The following is a 16,313-nucleotide window of genomic DNA, read 5'->3' as shown; positions in this document are numbered from 1 at the left end:
GGCTGTTAAGCCCCTTATTCATGTTTAATATCTAACACAGGAAGAATATGGATGGATTCAATGCCACCCATATCTATGATGCACTTTTTAATTTCATACAGTAACGGAAGCCGGGTACTGTTGATTCTTATCAGGCAGTCGAACTCCCCATAGATAGATTCGAAATGGAAGTCGTAACCGGCACTTTTGAGGTGTTTGAAAATTTGTTTACAGTCGACTTTTCCGGATTTGACCAGCAGGTAAGAATGGATATCATCAGAAGGGGATAAGCGCTGATCAAAGCAAGTACTGATTGTGAAGCCTGTTATGATGTTCTCCTGTATAAGTGTTTGTATTCTTTTGTCTACGGCACTGCGTGAGAGGTTGACTTGCTCTGCAATTTTCTGGATGCTCTCTCTTGAGTTATTTCTCAATAACTCAATAATTTTCGTGTCCACTTTATCTAAATTCATGATAGTTACTAACTAGCCTGGTGACTTTTTGATTCTAAAGTAACAGAAAGTGTTTTTAATTATATTCTGTTTTGATATCGGAATTTCTCAGCTTTATTTAACAAGCAACTGCATACTTACCATACTCATCAGGTATCTTGTCAATATGAACATTCATGATTATGTGAATAACGTGATAGGAAATGAACTCAGCGGAGAAATCACTGAAACAGCAGGGCGTTCTCGTGAGGGCGGTTATACCTACTTAGGGCAGTAAGATATGCTGAACCTTACCCTGCAAACAGCACAGTGATGTACCGGTATTGAGGTATCTGGCCTGTGGGTTCGCCGGACAGCGCAGGTGAAATGCTTCGGGTCTCAGCCAGCAAGATCGGCAAGGAGTTCCAGTTCGCGATAAAGCAGTTCGTCGTCACCCACGTTGAGTTCAATCAGCCGGCGCAGGTGAGAAATGCTGTCGATATCAATATTCACTATCTTCATCCGCAGACAGTCGCTGTCATGGGCGACCAGCTCAGTGGCCATCGTCATGTGAATATCTGTGTCATGCAGGGTGACATCAACGTCAAACAGGGCGTTGTCATCCGGCTGCCAGTGTTCAGGCCGGCTGAGCAAAATACCATGCAGTGAGATATCCCGAACATCAGCAGACCAGAATGACTGGGCCTGACGTATCTGCGCCGGGGCCTGATAAACAATACGGATAAACTGGCGTCTTTCGTTCATAGTCTGTGATTACCTGTATGAGCCTATATTGTCGAGTTTAGGGTCTGTTGGCTTTTTTGGGTTCTGTTTTTTCTATGTTGACGCGATATCTGTCTGCAGCGCTGCAACTGCGTTGGGTAACCGGGCTGCGATTGATCCTGTGCAGAAACAGGCCTGAACCTGATTAAACAGGCGACGTTGATGATTTGCTTATTAAGCAATCACGCAATAAAAAAGGCTGCCAAAATGGCAGCCTGAATTCAGCGATTGCAAATCTGTCCGTATGGGGTTATTTGGCAATACGCTTGTACTTAATACGGTGCGGCTCTGCAGCCTGCGCGCCCAGCGTTTTCTTCAGCCAGTCGGTATACTCGCTATAGTTACCTTCGAAGAAATTCACCTGGCCTTCATCGCGGTAATCCAGAATGTGGGTTGCGATACGGTCCAGGAACCAACGGTCGTGCGAGATCACCATGGCGCAGCCAGGGAATTCCAGCAGGGCTTCTTCCAGTGCACGCAGTGTTTCTACGTCCAGGTCGTTGGTTGGCTCATCGAGCAGCAGGACGTTGCCGCCGGCTTTCAGCAGTTTCGCCAGGTGGACACGGTTACGCTCACCACCAGACAGCTCGCCGATGCGTTTTTGCTGGTCGCTGCCCCTGAAGTTAAAGCGGGACACATAAGCACGCGCCTGAATCTCGAAGTTGTTGATGCGAATGACATCGTTGCCCTCAGAGATTTCCTGATACACAGTATTGTTGTCATCCATGCTGTCGCGGAACTGCTCAACAGAGGCCAGTTTAACTGTGTCGCCCAGGTCGATAGTGCCTGCGTCGGGCTGCTCAGAGCCGCTTAGCATCTTGAACAGGGTCGACTTACCGGCACCGTTCGCCCCTATGATGCCCACGATGGCGCCTTTAGGCATGCTGAAAGACAGGTTGTCGATCAGAACACGGTCACCAAAGGATTTGGTCAGACCGTTGACTTCGATCACCTTGTCGCCCAGACGATCACCCGGCGGGATGAAGAGTTCGTTGGTTTCGTTACGCTTCTGATGATCCGAGGTATTCAGCTCTTCAAAACGGGCCATACGTGCTTTGGATTTGGCCTGACGCCCTTTAGGGTTCTGACGTACCCACTCCAGCTCTTTCTCTATGGTTTTCTGACGCGCTTTCTCTTGAGAGGCTTCCTGTTTCAGGCGGGCGTCTTTCTGCTCCAGCCAGGACGTATAGTTGCCCTGCCATGGAATACCTTCACCACGGTCCAGTTCCAGAATCCAGCCGGCGGCGTTATCCAGGAAGTAACGGTCGTGCGTGATTGCCACCACAGTACCTGTGTAATCAACCAAGAAACGCTCCAGCCAGCCAACCGATTCGGCATCCAGGTGGTTGGTCGGTTCGTCGAGCAGCAACATGTCTGGTTGTTCCAGCAGCAGGCGGCAGATAGCCACACGGCGGCGTTCACCCCCCGACAAGAATTTGATTTGCGCATCCCACTCCGGCAGGCGCAGCGCATCAGCAGCACGCTCCAGCGTATTGTCCAGATTGTGGCCGTCTTTAGCCTGAATCAGGGCTTCCAGCTCACCCTGTTCTTTAGCAAGGGCATCGAAATCGGCATCCGGTTCCGCGTAAGCGGCATACACAGCATCCAGGCGGGTCAGGGCATTTTTCACGTCGGAGACGGCTTCTTCAACCACTTCACGTACTGTCTTGCTTTCGTCCAGTACCGGCTCCTGCGGCAGATAGCCGACATTCAGGCCGGGTTGCGGGCGGGCTTCCCCTTCGATGTCGGTATCGATACCTGCCATGATGCGCAGCAGGGTAGACTTACCGGAGCCGTTCAGGCCCAGTACACCGATTTTGGCGCCAGGGAAGAAACTTAATGAAATATCTTTCAGAATCTGTCGCTTAGGTGGCACAACTTTGCTCACTCGCGACATGGTATAGACGTATTCAGCCATTTCCGTAGGTCATCTCTAATGATTGGAGAAAGGGGTATTTTAACCATTCTGGGCCTAAGTTTAACAGCAATGTCTCACAATGACGTTTAAGATGAATACATGCCCTTGTAAGCAGGTTTTCGTTATTGACCTGAGCCTGACTCTGGGCTGACGTTGATAAGGGGATGGGACGCTAGGATAACAGTGTTAATTAAACGTGCTGATTTTTAATCTGAGTGAACCTGGAGCTGGAAAGAGTATATATGCAGTCTGAAGCCGTTAAGCACCGTTGTAGCCGTTGGATTCTGGGCCTGGGGGCATGGGTGCTGTTGGGAGGAAGCGTGGCACAGGCCGCCTCGCTGGAAGAGCAGAGAGAATGGTATGAAGCCGCGAAGGAGGCGCTTGAGCGTCAGGATGAGTCGGCTTATCAGAGCTATCGTGCCAGGCTCAATGACTATCCGCTGACCCCTTATCTCGACTATCGCCAGTTTCAGGACAATCTGGATAAGCGCTCCCCTGCCGAAGTCAGTGCATTCATCAAAAAATTTCAGGATCTGCCTTTCACTATCAAGCTGGGTTATGCCTATCAGGATGTGCTGGCGGAGGCTAACCGTTGGCAGGATCTGGTGACCTTTCAGACTGAGCCGCCGTTCAGGGAAAGTTATCAGTGCCAGTATTATCTGGCGCTGAGCAAAGTCGGCCGCAAGAATGAAGCCTGGCAGGGCGCACAGTCACTCTGGCTGACCGGCCAGTCTCTCGACGATGATTGTGATCCCATGCTGGATGCCTGGGTAAAAGCGGGAAAACGCACTAATCAGCTGATTCTGGATCGCATGTTGCTGGTGTTTGAAGCCGGCAATCAGGGGCTGCTGAAATATCTCGACAAACAACTGACAGGTAACGCCAGAAAAGACGGCGATACGCTGCTTGCGCTGTTTGCCAAACCGCAGGGTGTGGCAGACTTCGCCAAAAAAAGCAAAGTCACAGACTATAACCGGCAACTGACGGTGGCGGCCTATAAGCGGCTGGCGCGCGCAGATACCAAAGAAGCCTTGCTCCAGTTAGAGCGGGTCGCGGCCGGGCAAAAGCTGGATACAGTGCAGAAGCAGTCACTGGCGGATTACACGGCGTCACGGCTGATGGATGCCGAGGAAGCTGAGCTGATCCGCTGGCGTGATGCCATACTGCGCAAAAGCAGCGATGATGATTTGATTGGGCGACGCATCCGCCTTGCTCTTCGTGAGGGCGACTGGACTGAAGCGCAGGCATGGATCCCGCAGTTATCAGATGAAGAGCAGAACACGCTGCGCTGGAAGTTCTGGCAGGCGCATTTGCTGGCTAAAACCGATCCTGTGGTTGCCAAGCCGAAATATCAGGAATTGCTGGGCGAACGGAACTTTTACAGTGCCGCAGCCGCCACGGTTCTCGGTGAAGAGATCGATTTTCCGGTGGAATCTCTCAGTGAGAAAGAACAGGATGTGTCGCCTTATCTGCCAGCGTTGAAGCGGATTGAGGAAATGCTCGCCCAGGATAAGGTGTTTGATGCCAATCTGGAGTGGTGGTATCTGATGAAAGATCTCGATCCGAAAGCAATCTGGCCGCTGGCGGGCTACGCAGGTAAGCAAAACTGGCACCATCTGACGGTGCAGGCCACCATATATGGCCGGATGTGGGAGCACTTGTCGTTACGTTTCCCGCTGGCATTTGCTGAGACCTTCAAGTCATTCGGTCAGCAGCGTGAGCTCTCTGTGACCACTATGATGGCACTGGCGCGTCAGGAAAGTGCGTTGAATCCGCAGGCGATGTCGCCGGTAGGCGCCCGCGGGCTGATGCAACTGATGCCCGCCACAGCCAGAGAAACTGCGGGTAAGCTGAACTATAAATATGCGGGTAGCAGCAGTCTCTTTGAGCCAGAGGTCAATATCCGGCTGGGCAGCGGTTACCTGAAAATGATGCTGGAGCGTTACGACAACAACCGTATCTTTGCTTTCTCGGCGTACAACGCCGGCCCGGGCAGAGTCACCAGCTGGCGAAAAATCAGCGACGGCAAACTGGATGCCTTTGCCTTTATGGAAACCATTCCCTTCGGTGAGACGCGCGGTTATGTCCAGAATGTGCTGATGTTTGAGGTCTATTACGACAAGCTGACCAATCAGCAGGTTCAATTGCTGACCACAGAGGAACTGAACACTAAGTATTGAAACAAACTGCGGCTATAGGTTTGGTGGAAGGCTGTGGTTCAGGGTAGAATCCGGACAGAGTTAATACGCCTGTGTTGGTTACTAACTGCCAATGCAGGCAATTTTTGAGGAAAACCATGTCAACCAAAGCCGATACGCCGGACTTTTCTGACTGGCAGCAAATAGTCTCTCTGTTTCGTCAGGCCACTGCTGAAGGCAAAGATGAGTTACTCCTTCGTCTGCTGCTAACCCCGGATGAGCGTGAATCGCTGATTGCCCGAGTGAATATTTTCCATGAACTGCTGAATGGTGAGCGTAGCCAGCGTAAAATCAGCGAGCTTCTGGGTGTTGGCGTGGCAACTATCACTCGTGGCTCTAATGAACTGAAACACCATGATGCGGAGATCCGCGACTGGTTGTCTGAGTTCCTGCTGAAACAGCAGCCCAAAGGCTGAAGTATTTAGTCACCCCTTCCCAGCTTCCCCCTGATAGGGGGAGGGATAGTACAGAGCTTACTGAAACCACGGATATTCCCTTTTCTTATTCAATCTGCAGCGCGAGAGTAAGATTACTTTTGTGTGAACTCAGAGCCTGTCAGATCGTACAGGCCCGGGTTCATGAAAGGGATCAGGGCCAGTATTAAAGCCTGCTGGTAAACACTGCTGCGGCTGAGTTTGTGCTCAGTGAGCATCGCGATAGCGCCACCTTGTTGCTTCACATTCTGCTGCTGAAACATATCATCCATCACATCCCCCAGTTATTCTCCGTCATGCAGCCGGGCCAGCGCTTTAGGCGGCAGAGGCAGAGAGGCCGAGCGGGATTCACCGCGCTGAATGCCGTTATCTATCACCATCCAGGCGAACGTTGCACAGCCGTCAAGTCCGGCTTCCAGGCTGACGTAATAATCCGCGCCAGGCTGTAATTCCCGGGCATGCACTACCCGGTTGCGGGCGCCGGTCAGGGTCTCATCTGCACACATAGGCTGTGCTCTTACTCCGCTCTCCACCGCGACACCGCTAATCTGCAGGATTTGCGCCGGGAAGGCTTGGTGGAAGGCATTTTCTACTGCCCGGATTTTGGCCGGGTTTGTCGAAGCGACAATAATGCGAATCTGGCGATCTGGTGCTGGAATGGTGGTGTGCATGATGGGCTCCTTCATTTCACGTTGTTATTGTACGTATTGGAAGGGCGCTGTCACCCCTGACAGGCATCTGCAAGAGCATGAGCAAATCAGGGGGGAGGCGGCAGGATAACCAGCAGTGCGATCAGATGCGGTCGAATGACCAGTCGGACTGGATAATGTAACCGTGGATCTTGAACTCGTCGTGGTTGACAAACAGATTGGGAAAATCTGGTTGAGAGGTGGAAAACACGACGCCATCTGCCAGTTGTGTCATGTGGTAGAAATCGGGTTCGCTGCCACGCACCGACGCAAATACAGGCTGTTTAGGACGATAAGGTGCTTTGCGCGTGGCCAGCGCATAGCTGCCCAGCGGCGCGCACTGAGCGATGTTTTCGTTATCTACCAACAGGCCAAGGCAGTCGTCGCGATCTAAATGATGCGGGATCGCCCGCTTGCTCAGGACGTCGACTTTGCCGCCATCGCGATAGGACAGGTAGTCTTTACGATGAATAACAGGAATGTAGGTCGATGTCGTGTTGTGACCCGTTTCGTGACTGATGGCCGTTGTTGCCTGGGTACCTGAATCAATCTGTCCGGTCAGCAAGTAGCTGATGGATGTGTTCAGGGTTTCAGCAATTCTTTCCAGCTCACGTACTTCAATACCGTATTTGCCAGACAGCTTACGGCTCATGGTGCCTTGTTGTAAGCCCAGAGTTTCACCCAGTTGTTTCTGGCTAATCCCCTGAATCTTGGCCAGGCGCTTAATCCGCTCTAAATATTCCATATGAATGGCTTCCCGCTCGCAGTAAAAAAAGAATGCGAAAGGCATTCGCAAAAGTCATAAATTATTTTACTGATATCCTTGTCTAAAGATTTTACTCAAGCTGAAAAGTGCGATGGATTTCGTTAAAGGAATATACATTTGCACACGGTTGGGTAAAAAATGGGACAATTTTTTTTCAGTAAAATAAGCCAGTAAGAAAAAACAACGCCAACTGCTGACAAAAGTAACATATCAGTTCCGACCAAGAAATAAGGAAACTGCATGATAAAGGCGGTTTTATGCATATTTTATGATATGCAACCCAAGGTTACACAGGATTTCTTAAAAATCTGCCGAATGACTGAAAGGCGTAGAGATTCATGCTTTAAATGAAATCGATTTCATCCTTATGGTGAATATAAGTTAATCATCAATAAACTCAGTGCATGTTATGCCAATTTGGAATATTCAATGGATTCCATCTATCACCCAGACAAAGATTTCACAACGCATCAGTAAGAGTAAGGGCTGCCAGAAAGGGAGGAATCTTAACGGCTGAGCCGCATTTCTTTTAACCTTCGTGTGGCGTTTCACCGTAGTTGGGCAGAAAAAGGTGTACAACTTGCACTGTTATGGGTCGAAAGGCACAGTATTGGTGCGCGTGTCCCGGATGTTACAGACGTACAGCAGCGTACACAATTTTTTGTTATTGATTTTCAATTAGTTAGTTTTACTGACGAATTTAGCAGTTAGTGAATCAAATTGGAACAGTTATTGCTTGCCCCTTAATTATGATTGATTCGCCCTAATTTGGGGCTTGTGGTTAATTTTTGCACATATTTTGTGCGTGACTTAGGGAAGAGTTCAATGACTGAATCTATGACACAGGTGACGGGATCCGTGCAGGCCCTCACGCAAAGTGCGGACACTTTGTTCCTGCTGCTGGGCGCCATCATGGTATTTTTAATGCACGCCGGTTTTGCGTTTCTCGAAGTGGGCACGGTACGGCAGAAAAACCAGGTGAATGCGCTGGTGAAGATATTGGCTGATTTTGGCGTATCGACCATCGCGTACTTCTTTATTGGCTACTGGCTGGCCTATGGCGCCACCTTCTTTGCTGATGCAGAAACCTTATCTGCCGGCAATGGCTTTGCCTTAGTCAAATTCTTCTTCCTGCTGACCTTTGCCGCGGCCATTCCGGCGATAGTGTCCGGCGGTATTGCTGAGCGGGCCCGTTTTAACCCTGTGCTGATTTCAACCTTCTTTATTGTTGGATTCGTGTATCCGTTATTTGAGGGTATGATCTGGAACAGCAACTTTGGCCTGCAGGCGTGGTTTGAAAGCCAGTTCGGTGCGGTTTTCCATGATTTTGCCGGCTCTGTTGTCGTGCACGCCGTCGGCGGCTGGATTGCACTGGTGGCTGTGATGCTGCTGGGGATGCGAAAAGGGCGTATCCGGGCAGGCAAACACACCAACTTTGCGCCATCTAATATCCCGTTTCTGGCACTGGGAGCCTGGATTTTAAGTGTCGGCTGGTTTGGTTTTAACGTGATGTCGGCACAATCGATTAACGGTGTCAGCGGGCTGGTTGCCGTCAACTCTCTGATGGCGATGGTCGGCGGGATCTTGGCCGCCGTCGTGCTGGGTAAAAATGACCCCGGTTTCATTCATAACGGTCCGCTGGCCGGTCTGGTGGCTGTGTGTGCCGGTTCGGATTTGATGCATCCATTGGGAGCGCTGATGACCGGTGTGGTGGCGGCGGCGATCTTTGTCTGGCTGTTCACTTACATGCAAAACCACACCAAAATTGATGATGTGCTCGGTGTCTGGCCGCTGCACGGTGTGTGCGGAGCCTGGGGTGGCATTGCGGCAGGCATTTTTGGCTTGCAGTCACTGGGTGGCCTAGGCGGCGTCAGTTTTATCGTTCAGTTGCTGGGCACTGTGATAGGCATTGCGATTGCCCTGGCGGGGTCGTTTATCGTTTACGGTCTGGTGGATAAGCTCTCCGGCCTGCGGCTGAGCGAAGAAGATGAGTTCAACGGCGCGGATCTGGCGATCCACAAGATCAGTGCGACCAATCTGGAATAAAACTGGCTGAGCCCGTGTACAAAAAATGCCGCTTTGTGCGGCATTTTTTGTACGCATAATATGGCTTGCTTGTGAGCGGAGACTCCGTGAATGCTGACCTGTTATTGCCGGTTAAAATGCGGATTTCTTACCCTTATGACGACAAAAAGGACCACGATTGCATAAGCTCAATCTGTGTTTCTGTGTCTGGGTAATAGCATGCCGCACTTCATTTGGCCTGATCAATGGTGGCGACTTACGTTAATCGCCTGGTGTTGCCTTTCTGCCATTGTGCTCGGGCTGCTTTGTGGCCGGGTAGCGGCAGCAGGGACGCCTGAACTAACAGTGCTGCATCAGAAAGAGCCTTATGTCAGTTGGGATCAGACCGCTGATGAAGCGCGGTTATTGCTGGAGGAAAAAACAGCAGATATCGCCCAGTTAGAGCGCATCCGCTCAGTTCTGGCTGAACAGCGGGCGGCGGCATATCAGCTTTCTCAGGAGAAGTCAGTGGATGTACGCTGGCTGGAAGCACAGATCAAGTCATTAGGTCCGGAGCCCAAGGATGGCGAAAGCGAGCCAGAGATCATTGCCAGCCGCCGAGCTGAGCTGGAAAATGAATTAGCCACAATCAGTGTGCCGATTTTTCTTGCCGATGCGGCCTATGAACGGGCCAACCTCCTGGTGGGCGAAGTTGACAAAGTGATTCGCCAAAACCTGTCCGACAAATTGCTGAACAAGAGCCCGACGCCCCTATGGCCAGGGCGCTGGGGAGAGGCGCTGAGCGAGTTAAAGCAATATGCCAGTGTATTCGGCCAGCAGTTTCAGGCGGCCAGGCAAGATGAACAGCAAGCCCGTGCCATGAGCGCATCGATTACACCATTTTTGGTGTTTATGGCGCTGGCCATAGTCACTATGCTGCTGATCCAACCCTGGGTGATAAACAGGCTGGATCGATTCAGCCAGAGTCTGACCAGAAAAAGCCTGATTCTTCTGTGCAATGTATTCTCAACATTACTGCGGCTGTTCTTTCCTTTGCTCACTGCGTTTCTTTTAATTGTGGCAATCAGTCAGGTGCAGCTTCCCCTACCGTCGGCGAAAGCAACGATAAACGCTCTGCCGGGGGCGGCTGTGAACATAGTGGTCAGCCATTGGCTGGGGTTTCTGATTTTCCGTCCTAAAGCGCCGGAGCAGCGAATTATCCACCTTGATGATGACACCTCCCGGCGTGGCATGCGGATTTGCCAGTGGCTTGGCGTCTTCCTCGGTCTGATTGTTTTATTAACGGCTTTCAAAACCGACTACCCGTTTTCAGCAGCCAGCTCGGCATTTTTTACTCTGCCGATCATTGTGTTCGGCAGTTGGCTGATGTGGCAGCTGGCGAAAGTGTTGAGTCAGGCTGCCCAGAAAGCCGATGAAGCTGATGCACAAAGTGAGCAGGCCAATCAAGTCAGCAAAGGGATGCTTAATGCGCTGGTCTGGATGATGAAAGCCTCCAGTGTTCTCAGTGTGGTGTTTGTCTGTGTCGGCTACGACAGCCTGGCACGGCAGGCGATAATACCTATGGTAATGTCCATCGCACTGATTGCCTTTGCCATGGTCATTTATTACGGCCTGCTGAATGTCATCACCCGCATTCTGGGGGGGAGTAACGGGCAAGACACTGAAGCGAGTGTCAGCGAAGGGCTGTTGCCTATAGTGCTGATTGTTATCATGTTCATGGTGTTTGCCCCCATGCTGGCGCTGACATGGGGCGCCCGGCTGACCGAAATTGCAGAAATCTGGCGCTTGCTGTCTGATGGCATCGAGCTGGGGGATGTCCGCATTTCTCTGGATGTGATGATCACCTTTCTGGTGGTGGTGTTTGTCGGGGTGCTGCTCACCCGCTGGATTCAGCACGTCATGCGCCATTCGGTGCTGCCGAAAACCAAAACTGATCCCGGAGCCCGAACGGCCATAGTGACCGGCCTGGGTTATGTCGGTTATACCCTGGCCATCATCATCGCCGTGTCGGCGGCTGGCCTGAATTTATCCAACCTGGCAGTAGTAGCAGGGGCGTTGTCGGTCGGTATTGGTTTTGGCCTGCAGACGATAGTGTCGAATTTTGTTTCCGGCATTATTTTACTGATCGAGCGCCCGATCAAAGAGGGCGACTGGATTGAAGTGTCCGGACATTCGGGTTTCGTCCGCAAAATAGCCGTGCGCTCAACACGCATCGAGACCTTTGATCTGCAGGATGTGGTGGTGCCCAATTCGGATCTGATCGCCGGTATTGTGAAGAACATGACGCTGCAATCTAATCATGGTCGGTTGATAGTGCCTGTTGGTGTGGCCTACGGCAGCGACCTCAATATCGTCAGGCAGGTGCTGATGGACGCGGCCAAAAAACACGCCATGATCCTCAGTTACCCCGAACCGTCGGTTGTGTTCACTAGCATGGCCGACAGCGCCTTATTGTTCGAGCTCCGTTGCTTCGTCCGTGACATCAAAGATTACATGATCATTAAATCTGATCTTCTGTTCGACATCTACCAAACACTCACCGAACAAGGTGTCAGCATTCCTTTTCCGCAACGTGATGTGAGCATCAAAGGATTGGAAAAAATACTCAAGGAATGGGACGCAAGGAAAGCTGAATCGGATGACTGAAGGATAATCCTTAGATTGCAGCACTTATCTGTATGCTTAATCACAACAAAGGATTGTATGACGATAGCGCAATCATAATAATGACAGCCATTGTTATCTGGTTTGGCTTTGCTACTTATTATGATTCCGTCCGCTTTCATTCAGTCGTTACGCTCACTCCCTTTGCCCGAATGCGGCGCTGAGGTGCTGCTGGCTGAGTTTGATCTGCACCATTATTCGCCGTCCCTGTTCAGCCAGCTTGGCGTCAACATGCCAGCGACACTCAGCCGGGCGGTGCCCAAGCGACAGGCGGAATTTCTGGCCGGCCGTTATCTGGCGCAGCAACTGCTGAAAAAGGAGGGCATCGCACCGGTTGAGATAACAATTGCTGACAACCGTGCGCCTGTCTGGCCACAGGGGCTGACGGGCAGTATCAGCCATCATGAGCAGTTGGCTGCCTGCGTGATTTGTCCTCAGCACCATGAAATGGCCGGTGTGGGATTAGATATCGAATTGCCTGTGACAGCCGATACGGCGACGGGTATGCCGGGCGTAGTCGTCAATGACCAGGAGCTGGTCAGGCTGGACATCAATGAGCAAAATCAAATCGAGTTGATGACCCTGATTTTTTCCGCTAAAGAGAGCATTTTTAAGGCGTTATATCCGCAAGTTCAGCGCTATTTTGATTTTCTGGATGTGTCGTTTGTGGGCAGGGACGAACAATGGCTGCATTTTGCACTGAACACTGAGTTGGCCGGAGCTTTACCCTGCGGCCGGCAAGGCAAGGTTTACTACTCCAGCATAGGACAGTCTGTGCTGACGTTTACCCGTTCTGAGTATTTTACTGATAATAATTATCATTATTGAGTTTATTCCTATCGCCAGTTACAATCGCTTTCTTTTTTGCGGATGGATCGTGTCGTCATGGACAGTAACACGCTGAATAATAAGCCAGTGTTAAGGCTTGCCCTGCTTATTAATATGCTCTCGGTCGGTACCCTGATGATGGTGATGCCGCTGGGGCCGGATTTAGTCCGGGATATTGGTTTGCAAGGCGAGCATATCGGGTACATCAGCGGCGGTGCGACGTTCGGCTCCGCGATCATCGGTTTTTTTCTTGCACCAGTGCTGGACCGCTATGACAGGCGGGCAGCGCTGACGCTGTTTCTGTTGCTCCGCTCTGTGTTGATTGCGCTGTGCGGGCTGGCTGCCACGCCGGAACAGCTGCTGTTGATGTTCATTGCCGCAGGCTGTTTTTCCGGCCCGCTCAGTGGATTGATCATGGCATCAGTTCTTGATGTGACCAAAGTAACAGAGCGGGGCAGGGCCATGGCCTTTGTGGCCAGCGGGTTTTCACTGGCGGCGATCATAATTGTGCCGGCTTCCTTGCTGCTGGCGCAGTGGTTGAACTGGCAGATGACGTTTTTCTTTTTTGGTGGGCTGGGCCTGATACTGGCTGTCGCGGTACGCATCTGTATGCCATCGCTGGTGCCACCGAAACACCCCTCTGAGCAACCAGCCCCCCAATCGGCCGGGCTGTCCGGGATGATCCGCTCAATGCCCTTTATCCTGGCGATGACAATGATGGGGATCAGCCTGTTCGGGCATTTCTTACTGGTGCCGAACTTGTCGGCATATTTCCAGTTCAATCTCGGTTTCCCGCGGGATGAAATCAGCTATCTCTATCTGCTGGGCGGACTCATGAGCATACTCGCCATGCGTTACAGCGGCAGGATGATGGATAAAGGTTCAGGTCAGGCGGCCTTGTTCGGTCTCAGCGCGACGGTGGCGGCAGTGGTGTACTACGGGTTTGTCAGTGACAGTACGGACAAATGGGTCTATCTGATTTTTATGATTCTAATGGCATCGAGTTCGGCGCGCAGTGCTGTGCTGGCAGCATTCACCTCAAGGGTGCCGCCGCCCCAGTACCGTGCGGCTTTTATGACGTATCAGTCAACGGTGTCAAACCTGGCAGCCGGTGCCGCCAGCATCATGGGCTCGATATACCTGACTTCGGGACCGGGGCACCAATTGCTAGGACTGGATGTTCTGGCATCCGCCACAATAGCAAGCGCTCTTGCTGTGCCACTGCTGGCCTGCTGGTTTATCCCTTCGCTGAAACAGGCTCAGGTTTCACAACAGGCTCCGGGTTAATCCCGGAGTTTTTTTATCCATTTTACTCCCCGCCCAATACGCCCTCTGGTGCACATAAAAACCTCACTTTGATAAGTGATAAGTCGCAGTACTCTGGTTGCAATTGAACACGAATGAAAAAAGTTATCAATTTCATTGAACTTTTGTTGACGCTGATAATAACAATAATTATCATTTGCGCCATTGTTATTGATGGAGTGTTGAAAATGTTTCAGCAACAAGGAGATAGTGTGATCAAGTTAACTCGTTTGAACCGGGCTTTATGTGTAGTCGGTATGGTCTCTTCATTTACGGCGATGGCTGAAGTGGCCAACAAAGAAGTGATGGTAGTGACAGCGAGTCAGACTGAACACCCTGAATTAACGGCTCCTGCTTCTGTGTCTTATATCACGCGTGAAGAACTGGATAATCTGGTGGTAAATGATGTCGGCGAAGCGATCAAAAAGCTGCCGGGTATCAATATCAATCCAGGTACCTCATACGGCCGGAATGAAATCAAAATCCGTGGTCTGGGTGCAGACTACACCTTGCTGCTGATCAATGGTCGCCGTATCAACTCACGTGATGGTCTGCTCAGCGCCTACGGCAACGACTTTGACCTGTCCAGCATTCCTATGTCAGCGGTTGAGCGTATCGAAGTGATCCGTGGCCCGATGTCATCCCTTTACGGGGCGGATGCACTGGGTGGCGTGGTGAACGTTATCCTGCGCAAACCCACCGAAGAAACGCAGGGCTCTGTCGGTTACCAGTATGACGGTATCACCGAAGGCTCCGGCGGCGACACCAATAAGATCAATGCTTACGTCAGCGGTGCACTGATCCCAGAAACCCTGCTGGGTAACCTGATTGTTGAAAAAAGCGATCGTGATGCCTGGCGCACGGATAAATCGGTTAACCCGGATACCGATGTGCTGGAAGAGCGCGACGAGCTGAATCTGTACTCCAACCTGAAGTGGCTGGTGAATGAGCAGCAGGATATCGATCTGGATTTGATCTACAGCAAAGATGATCGTGATGCAGACTGGAACAATTGGGGAACTGCGGTCAACAACGTGCAGGAGATGGAGCGTTATAACGTCGCCCTGACGCATTACGGCTACTGGGCTAACTTTGACTCCCGCCTGCGTTACAATCTGGATATGTCTGAGCTGAGAGACGATTCAGAACTGAACGGCGCGGTTGGCAATATTGACCAGACCAATAATACCGTAGATGGCCAACTGTCGGGTTACCTGGGTGATCACCTGCTGACCGGCGGCGCGGAATACCGTGATACCAAGCTGAAGAATAACCTGACCCTGAACACGGATTCCGTGAACTACAGCCAGGCGGCGGTTTACCTGCAAGATGAGTTCTCACTGGGCAATCTGGCCCTGACCCTGAGTGGTCGTTATGACGATCATGAAGTGTACGGCGGTGAGTTCAGTCCGCGTGCCTATGCGGTTTATAAAATCAGCGACAGCTGGGTCGTCAAAGGTGGCGTGGGTAAAGCTTTCAAAGCACCGAGTCTGAACCAGTACAGTGACTCTTACTCAGTCCTGGCCTGCCGTGGTAAATGTAGCGTGGTCGGTAACCCGGATCTGAAAGCAGAAACCTCGCTGAGCTATGAGCTGGGCACCAGCTATGAAGCGGCTCGCTGGGGTGCGGGTCTGACACTGTTCCAGAACGACATTGACGACATGATCCAGGCCGAAAACTGGGACCGCGTCAGCACCGAGCTGAGCTACTTCAATGTGGCGGAAGCAGAAGTGAAAGGCGTGGAAACCATGGCCTGGGTGGATATCACAGACACGGTGAGCCTGTCTGCGAACTACATGTACACCAGTGCGGAAGACAAGGACACCAAAAAAGATCTGATCCTGACGCCAAGCCACACCGCCAATGTTCAGCTTGACTGGCAGGCGATGGATAACCTGTATGCGTACACTTCGTATCAGTACACAGGCTCTCAGTATGTCCGTTCAGGCGAGAAACTGTCGGCGTACGGCACCATGGATCTGGGCGCCCGCTATGAAGCGATTAACAATCTGAATCTGAAGCTGGGTGTCACTAACCTGACCAACGAAGAGCGGGACGAAGCCGCGACAAAACTGGATTACATCCTGAAAGCCCGCAGCGTCTATGCCGGTGTTTCATACGATTTCTGATAACAAGATCAGTCAGGATAACCTGACACCGAAAGAGCCAATGAAAATTGGCTCTTTTTTCCCCAGCACAAGCAATGTGATGTCACTTTCTAACAATTAAAACCCTAACGAATTAACACCCAATCAGTCAGTTTACGATGCGTCATAAGCTGCACATATTCTTG

11 protein-coding genes and 1 pseudogene are annotated in these 16,313 nt (G+C 51.3%); 7 read left to right on the top strand and 5 right to left on the bottom strand.

Annotation, left to right across the window (positions count from 1 at the left end; all coding sequences use genetic code 11):
• Positions 1–14 precede the first annotated feature (14 nt).
• The 3 genes from D6M16_RS09525 to ettA form a co-directional block, all read right to left on the bottom strand.
• The gene (locus D6M16_RS09525) at positions 15–452 is read right to left on the bottom strand and encodes an Lrp/AsnC family transcriptional regulator (protein WP_120511571.1); all 438 of its coding nucleotides are present in this window, start codon (positions 450–452) and stop codon (positions 15–17) included.
• A 357-nt stretch (positions 453–809) separates the two neighbouring features.
• A complete protein-coding gene (locus tag D6M16_RS09520; RefSeq protein ID WP_120511570.1) occupies positions 810–1,175 on the bottom strand; it encodes a PilZ domain-containing protein in 366 nt (121 codons plus the stop codon).
• Positions 1,176–1,443: 268 nt separating this feature from the next.
• The gene (gene ettA, locus D6M16_RS09515) at positions 1,444–3,111 is read right to left on the bottom strand and encodes an energy-dependent translational throttle protein EttA (protein ID WP_120511569.1); all 1,668 of its coding nucleotides are present in this window, start codon (positions 3,109–3,111) and stop codon (positions 1,444–1,446) included.
• A gap of 242 nt (positions 3,112–3,353) precedes the next feature.
• On the opposite strand from ettA, the gene sltY reads away from it, so the two are divergent.
• Both sltY and trpR read left to right on the top strand, forming a co-directional pair.
• On the top strand, positions 3,354–5,291 hold the full coding sequence (sltY, locus tag D6M16_RS09510) for a murein transglycosylase (protein ID WP_120511568.1): 1,938 nt from the start codon (positions 3,354–3,356) through the stop codon (positions 5,289–5,291).
• 116 nt (positions 5,292–5,407) lie between these two features.
• On the top strand, positions 5,408–5,725 hold the full coding sequence (trpR, locus tag D6M16_RS09505; protein ID WP_120511567.1) for a trp operon repressor: 318 nt from the start codon (positions 5,408–5,410) through the stop codon (positions 5,723–5,725).
• A 113-nt stretch (positions 5,726–5,838) separates the two neighbouring features.
• Here trpR and yjjX read toward each other — a convergent pair.
• Together yjjX and D6M16_RS09495 are read right to left on the bottom strand one after the other, a co-directional pair.
• Positions 5,839–6,414, bottom strand: a pseudogene (yjjX, locus tag D6M16_RS09500) (inosine/xanthosine triphosphatase).
• Between the two features lie 121 nt (positions 6,415–6,535).
• Entirely contained in the window at positions 6,536–7,177 is a 642-nt protein-coding gene (locus D6M16_RS09495; protein WP_120511948.1) for a helix-turn-helix domain-containing protein, read from the bottom strand.
• 846 nt (positions 7,178–8,023) lie between these two features.
• Between D6M16_RS09495 and D6M16_RS09490 the strand changes: the two genes are divergently transcribed.
• The 5 genes from D6M16_RS09490 to D6M16_RS09470 all read left to right on the top strand — a co-directional run bounded on the left by D6M16_RS09490 (position 8,024) and on the right by D6M16_RS09470 (position 16,149).
• Positions 8,024–9,244 (top strand): ammonium transporter, encoded by a 1,221-nt coding sequence (locus D6M16_RS09490; RefSeq protein ID WP_120511566.1) that lies wholly within the window; start codon positions 8,024–8,026, stop codon positions 9,242–9,244.
• Positions 9,245–9,442: 198 nt separating this feature from the next.
• The gene (locus D6M16_RS09485; protein ID WP_120511565.1) at positions 9,443–11,869 is read left to right on the top strand and encodes a DUF3772 domain-containing protein; all 2,427 of its coding nucleotides are present in this window, start codon (positions 9,443–9,445) and stop codon (positions 11,867–11,869) included.
• 108 nt (positions 11,870–11,977) lie between these two features.
• Positions 11,978–12,715, top strand: a complete 738-nt coding sequence (locus tag D6M16_RS09480) for a 4'-phosphopantetheinyl transferase family protein (RefSeq protein WP_162940964.1) — start codon at positions 11,978–11,980, stop codon at positions 12,713–12,715.
• Positions 12,716–12,772: 57 nt separating this feature from the next.
• The gene (locus tag D6M16_RS09475) at positions 12,773–14,002 is read left to right on the top strand and encodes an MFS transporter (protein WP_162940963.1); all 1,230 of its coding nucleotides are present in this window, start codon (positions 12,773–12,775) and stop codon (positions 14,000–14,002) included.
• A 230-nt stretch (positions 14,003–14,232) separates the two neighbouring features.
• Positions 14,233–16,149 (top strand): TonB-dependent receptor domain-containing protein, encoded by a 1,917-nt coding sequence (locus D6M16_RS09470; RefSeq protein WP_240435558.1) that lies wholly within the window; start codon positions 14,233–14,235, stop codon positions 16,147–16,149.
• The last annotated feature ends 164 nt before the right edge of the window (positions 16,150–16,313 follow it).

The sequence above is a fragment of the Photobacterium salinisoli genome (assembly GCF_003614885.1).
GTDB lineage: Bacteria > Pseudomonadota > Gammaproteobacteria > Enterobacterales > Vibrionaceae > Photobacterium > Photobacterium salinisoli.
This window is presented reverse-complemented; position numbering and strand designations above follow the sequence as displayed.